Source organism: Shewanella sp. 5S214, assembly GCF_041439795.1.
In the GTDB taxonomy this organism is placed as follows: Bacteria; Pseudomonadota; Gammaproteobacteria; order Enterobacterales; family Shewanellaceae; genus Shewanella; species Shewanella vesiculosa.
On record NZ_JBGOOV010000019.1, the window covers coordinates 78,125 to 84,199 of the forward strand.

The 6,075-nt window shown below is 45.4% G+C and carries 4 protein-coding genes; 3 read left to right on the top strand and 1 reads right to left on the bottom strand.

Annotated features, from left to right (window positions below):
* Positions 1-105: 105 nt before the first annotated feature.
* Entirely contained in the window at positions 106-771 is a 666-nt protein-coding gene (gene yrfG / locus ACED29_RS13660; RefSeq protein WP_371697872.1) for a GMP/IMP nucleotidase, read from the bottom strand.
* 202 nt (positions 772-973) lie between these two features.
* On the opposite strand from yrfG, the gene ACED29_RS13665 reads away from it, so the two are divergent.
* From ACED29_RS13665 to ACED29_RS13675, 3 genes are all read left to right on the top strand, one after another.
* A complete protein-coding gene (locus ACED29_RS13665) occupies positions 974-1,459 on the top strand; it encodes a GNAT family N-acetyltransferase (protein ID WP_371697873.1) in 486 nt (161 codons plus the stop codon).
* A 309-nt stretch (positions 1,460-1,768) separates the two neighbouring features.
* Positions 1,769-2,368, top strand: a complete 600-nt coding sequence (locus ACED29_RS13670) for a phage tail protein (RefSeq protein WP_124017714.1) — start codon at positions 1,769-1,771, stop codon at positions 2,366-2,368.
* 94 nt (positions 2,369-2,462) lie between these two features.
* Positions 2,463-6,075: beta strand repeat-containing protein (locus ACED29_RS13675; RefSeq protein WP_371697879.1), on the top strand; the 3,613-nt coding region annotated here is incomplete at its 3' end.

Below are 6,075 nucleotides of genomic sequence, written 5' to 3' on the forward strand. Positions count from 1 at the left end.
ATCAAGGCGTTTTTTTATATCAATAATAAGTCATCCATACATTTGGTTTATAAACCGACTTTGAGAGAACTCAGCTTTTATATGATGATTCAATGTTATTGCGGGCTATAGCAATAAAAGTGCAGATGATAATAATTGGTAATCAGTAATCGCAGGAAAGTCGGTAAAATCAATATGAGGTTTCTGGCTGTCTGGATTGCTAATTCCGAGTTGATAACCCACGCCTGCTTTTTTCGATGCAGCTAAAATCACTTCGCTGTCATCAATAAATAAACACCGTGATGGATTTAAGTTAAATTTATCAAATGCATATTGCCAAAATTGCGGATGTTCTTTGGGATAACCGCTTTCATGGCTAGACAGCATCAGGTCTAAACCTTGGTCTAAGTTGGTATGGATTAACTTAAGCGCTAAACTTTGCGGGTGTGCATTAGTAAACAATATACGCTGCTTACTTGCTCCTGCTAAAGCACGTAAAAAAGGCATGCTGTCCTGACGGAGTCTGATTCTATCTGCAGATGCATGATGTAATGCCAATATATCGAGGTTTAAATAACCTTGCCAGTAATCAAGGCAATACCAATCTAAGGTTCCCGCCACATCGAGATAAGCCTGTTTGACGAGTAAATTAGCATCGTCAACGCTAATGTTACGTTTTAGGCTCAATTGCTGCGGTACAACTTGTAACCAAAAGTGGTTATCAAAGTGTAAATCTAACAGCGTACCATCCATATCGATCAGCACTGTGTCTATGGCATTCCAGTCAAACATTAAATAATCCTTTATCGAAAAAAATTTAATAATCACTTGTTATCATGACTTGTGCTTATCTGATTTTATACTAGTCTTGATAAGAGTTTTTAATATTTATGGACCCTCAAGATATGGATATCTGTTTATTTTCACCACTTCCTCGTGGACATTTCACAAATAATAAATCGTTGCTAACGTTGCCTTATGTCAGGGCATATTAATGTTAAGCCAGTTAAATTCATTATTTGGAATAAGTATACGCCACGCCAGTGATCGTGATGCCATTATTATGGCCGAGCTTTTTTATTCAACTCGCTGCGACTTTTATCAACTTGGGTTACCCCAAATGACAGTTGATATGCTGCTACAGCAGCAATATCAACTGCAACAAATTTCTTACAAAAGCCATTATCCTAATGCAAAGGATTATATCTTGTGCCAACAATCTGAAGTGATTGGTAAGCTGACGTTGGCGGTTAACCCAGAATACTTGCACCTTGTGGATTTGGTATTGGCGCCAGAAATACGCGGTAAAGGCTTAGGTACTGCGGTCTTAGAGGCGCTCAAACAAGATGCGATAGCGCAAAAAGCTGACATTCGTTTGTCGGTAGCATTGGATAATCCAAGAGCGAAAGCGCTTTACCTACAACAAGGTTTTATCATCCACAGCATTTCACAAACCCATGAAACCATGTTGTGGCAATAACGCTCTTGTAGTCGGGGATGATAAAAGAAGGTTAATAGAAGGTTTTTAATGTAAGCCTACTTTATTATAAGTATCAACTAATATATATTCCTGTTACCAAAAGGTTGCTGCGCTGTTTTTTGATAGACTGGTATCTTTTTATGGTACTGACTGTATTAGTTTTGTTGATCACATTCGCTGGTGATCGGCAGTAAACCGTAAAGGATTCATTATTAATAGCCTAGGTAATGCAGTTTGGCGTCTATCAGAAGCCATGATGCAACACCAGCTTAACTAGGTTTAATCATAAACTATCTAAGGAGAGAGACTATGGCAGATCCATTTGTCGGTGAAATTATTATGTTTGCGGGCAATTTCGCTCCCCGTGGTTGGGCTTTTTGCAATGGGCAAGTATTGTCCATTCAAAGCAATCAGGCTTTGTTTGCAATAATAGGTACTACTTATGGGGGGGATGGTACTACCACTTTCGGTTTGCCAAACCTGCAAGGCCGTGTGCCTGTGCATCAAGGCCAAAGCCTTGGTATGAGTCAATATAACCTGGGACAATCGGGTGGGACTGAAAATGTGACATTAACTGCCAATGAGTTACCCGCGCATGTTCATTCCGTAGCACTAAATGGAACAGGAAATACGAGCGTTGCATTTGGAGCTTCCTCCGCTAACGGTAATACCGCTACTCCAGGGCCAACCACGGTACCCGCCAAAGTGGTTAGTGGATTAACTGATCTTAATGCTTTTAGCACTACTGCACCAGACACCACACTATCGCCTGCGACTGCCACCACAACGGTTAACGTAAATGGAAATACTGGTATTGCCGGTAATAATATGCCAGTTCATATAGTACAACCTTATCAAGTAGTTAGTTTTATTATTGCTCTTGAGGGGCTTTTCCCTCCTCGTAATTAAATCTGAAACAATGTGGTTTAAATCTGTGAGTGAAAATGCGCGCAGGGATTGTGCGCTACTTGTATTTAAAACAAGCTAATTTAGGGGATATGTCATGCTGCAACATGCTTATAAAATAATTCATGCTTTTAAGAGTATTATGACTAGATTCTGGCATTCTTATTTTAAAATATTCATTGTAGGCAGTTTTCTTGCGATGACCTCCCTCTATGCTAGCGCACAAAACAGTTCTTTTGACTTTACAACTGGTGATACCGTAACGCTGACAAATGCGGGATCTGCGTTATCGAATCGAACAACATTTACACTGGAGTTTTGGGCCAAATTTACTAACGTCAGTGGAACCATCAATTTAGTGGATTTCACTGGCGGTGCCGATGCCGGTGGCCTCATATTGAACTCAAGTAAACTAACTGTCGATCTTGAGTGTGATTTTGGTTGCCTGACAGAAAGTAATGTGTTGTCGTTAAGCACAGGAACCTGGTATCACATTGCAGTTGTATTTGATAATGGAACTTGGGATTTTTATGTTGATGGCGTCGCACAGGGAATAAACGTTTTAGATCAAGGCGCCCGTAGTAGCGTCCCTAATTATACTGGATTTGGAGTGACCAATCTGTTGTTTGGTATGCAGAACCACGGAGCGGTAGATGATTTCGTCGGTGGTATCGATGATATACGTATGTGGAGTAGTGCGCGCACGCAAGTGCAGATTCAAAATAACCGCAGTATTGAATTGGTAGGCAATGAATCCGGCCTGCTGGGGTATTGGAAGCTGAATGAAGCCAGCGGTACGACAGTCAACGATAGCCAGACTAACTCCTCAATGTTAACAGGTACTAGCAGCGGTATCGGGTATAACGCAACGGGTGCATTTGTTACCGATTCTGTTGCCCCTACAGTAAGCTCTATCACAGCCAGCACTGTAAATGGTACTTACAAAGTCGGGGACGTTATTAGTGTTCAGGTGAATTTTGATGAAGCGGTATTGGTTACTGGCACACCTCAACTCACACTTGAAACAGGCTCCACTGATCGCACCATTAACTACACCAGTGGTAGTAACTCCAGTACGTTGACATTCAGTTACACAGTTCAGTCTGGCGATACTTCGGCCGATTTAGATTATGTTGCGACCAATTCGCTGATGCTAAATAGTGGCACTATTCGCGATGCGGCAAATAACAACGCCACCTTGACCTTGCCTTCTCCCGGTACCGCAAACTCTTTGGGGGCGAATAAAAATATCGTCATCGATGGCGTGGCCCCGACAGTGTCATCTGTTAATGCCAGCACCGCGAACGGCACTTACAAACTGGGCGATATCATTAGTATCCAGGTGAATTTTAATGAAGCCGTGACTGTCACCGGTACCCCGCAACTAACGCTGGATACGGGTACAACGGATCGCACTATTGACTACGCAAGTGGTAGTGGTTCCAGTACGCTGACATTCAACTACACCATTCAGTCCGGCGATACGTCCAGTGACCTAGATTATGTCGCCACTAACTCCTTGGCATTGAATAGCGGAACCATCCGCGATGCCGCTACTAACAATGCGGCCCTCACATTGGCTTCCCCTGGCGCAGCTAATTCACTGGGCAATAATAAAGCGCTGGTAGTGGACGGCCTTGTGCCCTCTGTGACGAGCACCGCACCTGCGGGTGGTGCAGTATCAACAGATACCATTGTTGATTTCACCGTTGACTTCAGCGAATCAGTCAACAACATTTCTACCGATGACTTCGCTCTTGACACTACTGGTGGCGCGACTGGCACTATAGTCAGCGTCTCCGCGAGTTCAGGCTCCAGCTTGACGGTGAGAGTGAGCGGTATTACGGGTAACGGTACTATTAAGCTAAACTTGAATGGCTCTACCAATATTAGTGATGCAGCGGGTAACGCTGGCCCTGCTGCCTATACCAGCGGCTCAACTCATACTGTGGCTATCCCGACAGCCCCATATGCTCCTGCTATTGGCGCTGCAACGGCAGGTATTGGGCAAGCCTCCGTGGCTTTTAGCGCACCAGCAAATAATGGCGGCTCTGTCATAACGGGTTATACAGTGACATCTAACCCTGGTGGCATTAGTGCTGGTGGTAATGGATTTACAACTTCTCCGATAACGGTAACTGGCCTAACGAATGGTACGGCTTACACCTTTACTGTGACGGCAACTAACGCCATTGGAACAAGCTCTGCATCAGGTGTTTCAAATTCAGTGATACCCAAAGTTAACCAGACAATTACCTTTGCTAATCCGGGTGCACAAAATTTCGGCACTAGCCCGACGTTAACTGCAACATCAGATTCATCGTTAACCGTCAGTTTTAGTTCATCGACACCAGCGGTTTGTACAATTACGAGCGGTGGAACCCTGACCTTTGTGTCAACTGGCTCCTGTACCATAGATACAGATCAGTCAGGTGATATTGCCACTAATGCAGCTACTACAGTGACACAATCGTTTACTGTGAATCCGGTCGTTCCCGGTGCGCCTATCATTGGTACCGCTACAGCCGGTAATGCTCAAGTCAGCATCACCTTTGCTGCGCCTGCTGACAATGGTGGTTCGGCGATTACGGCTTATACGGTAACCTCCAGCCTCGGTGCTTTCACGGGTACAGGTGCAGGCTCACCAATTTCAGTGACGGGATTAACCAATGGAGTTGCCTATACCTTTTCAGTGACTGCGACTAATGGAGTAGGTACAGGCTCGTCTTCAGCGGCATCAAACAGTGTTACGCCCAAGGCTGCGCAAACTATTACCTTTGCAAACCCTGGCGCTCAAAATTTTGGTGCTGCGCCAACATTAAGTACTACGGCTACGTCTGGTTTGACACCCACTTTTAGTTCCTCCACTGCAGGTGTTTGTACCATTACCAGTGGCGGCACCTTGAGCTTTGTCACCACAGGCACCTGTACCGTTAATGCCAATCAAGCTGGTAACAGTGCTTATCTACCAGCAGCGCAAGTGAGCCAGAGTTTCTCTGTCAATGCTGTGGTGGCAGGCGCGCCAACTATAGTTACAGCTACTGCAGGTGATACTCAGGCGAATGTCAGCTTCAGCGCTCCAGCTAGCAATGGCGGTGTCGCGATTACTGGTTATACCGTGACCTCAAGCCCAGGTGGTTTGACAGCGAGTGGTACAGGTTCACCATTAACAGTCTTGGGGCTGACTAATGGCACGGCGTATACCTTTAGTGTCACGGCTCAAAGTGCTGCGGGCACCAGTGCCGCGTCGAATGCCTCTAATAGTGTGACACCGATAGGATCACAAACGATTACTTTCCCTAACCCAGGCGCACAAAGCTTCGGCACCACACCAACATTAACGGCCAGCGCTAGCTCAAGCTTAACACCCAGTTTTACCTCATCTACCACTGGAGTGTGTACTATCACTAGTGGCGGTGCCTTGAGCTTTGTCACCACTGGCACCTGTACTATTAATGCCGACCAGGCGGGTAACGCCAGCTATTTAGCGGCAGCTCAGGTGAGCCAGAGCTTTTCTGTCAATGCAGTTGTTGCGGGTGCGCCAAGTATAGGTACAGCTACCAGAGGAGATGCTCAAGCCAGCGTGAGTTTCACGGCGCCAGTGAGTACTGGCGGCGCAGCGATTACTGGTTATACCGTGACCTCAAGCCCAGATGGTTTGACAGCGAGTGGTACAGGTTCACCATTAACAGTCTTGGGGCTGACTAATG

Excerpts from the sequence above, each read along its gene's own strand:
- yrfG (WP_371697872.1), bottom strand. The coding sequence starts at position 771 with ATGTTTGACTGGAATGCCATAGACACAGTGCTGATCGATATGGATGGT.
- ACED29_RS13665 (WP_371697873.1), top strand. The coding sequence starts at position 974 with ATGTTAAGCCAGTTAAATTCATTATTTGGAATAAGTATACGCCACGCC.
- ACED29_RS13670 (WP_124017714.1), top strand. The coding sequence starts at position 1,769 with ATGGCAGATCCATTTGTCGGTGAAATTATTATGTTTGCGGGCAATTTC.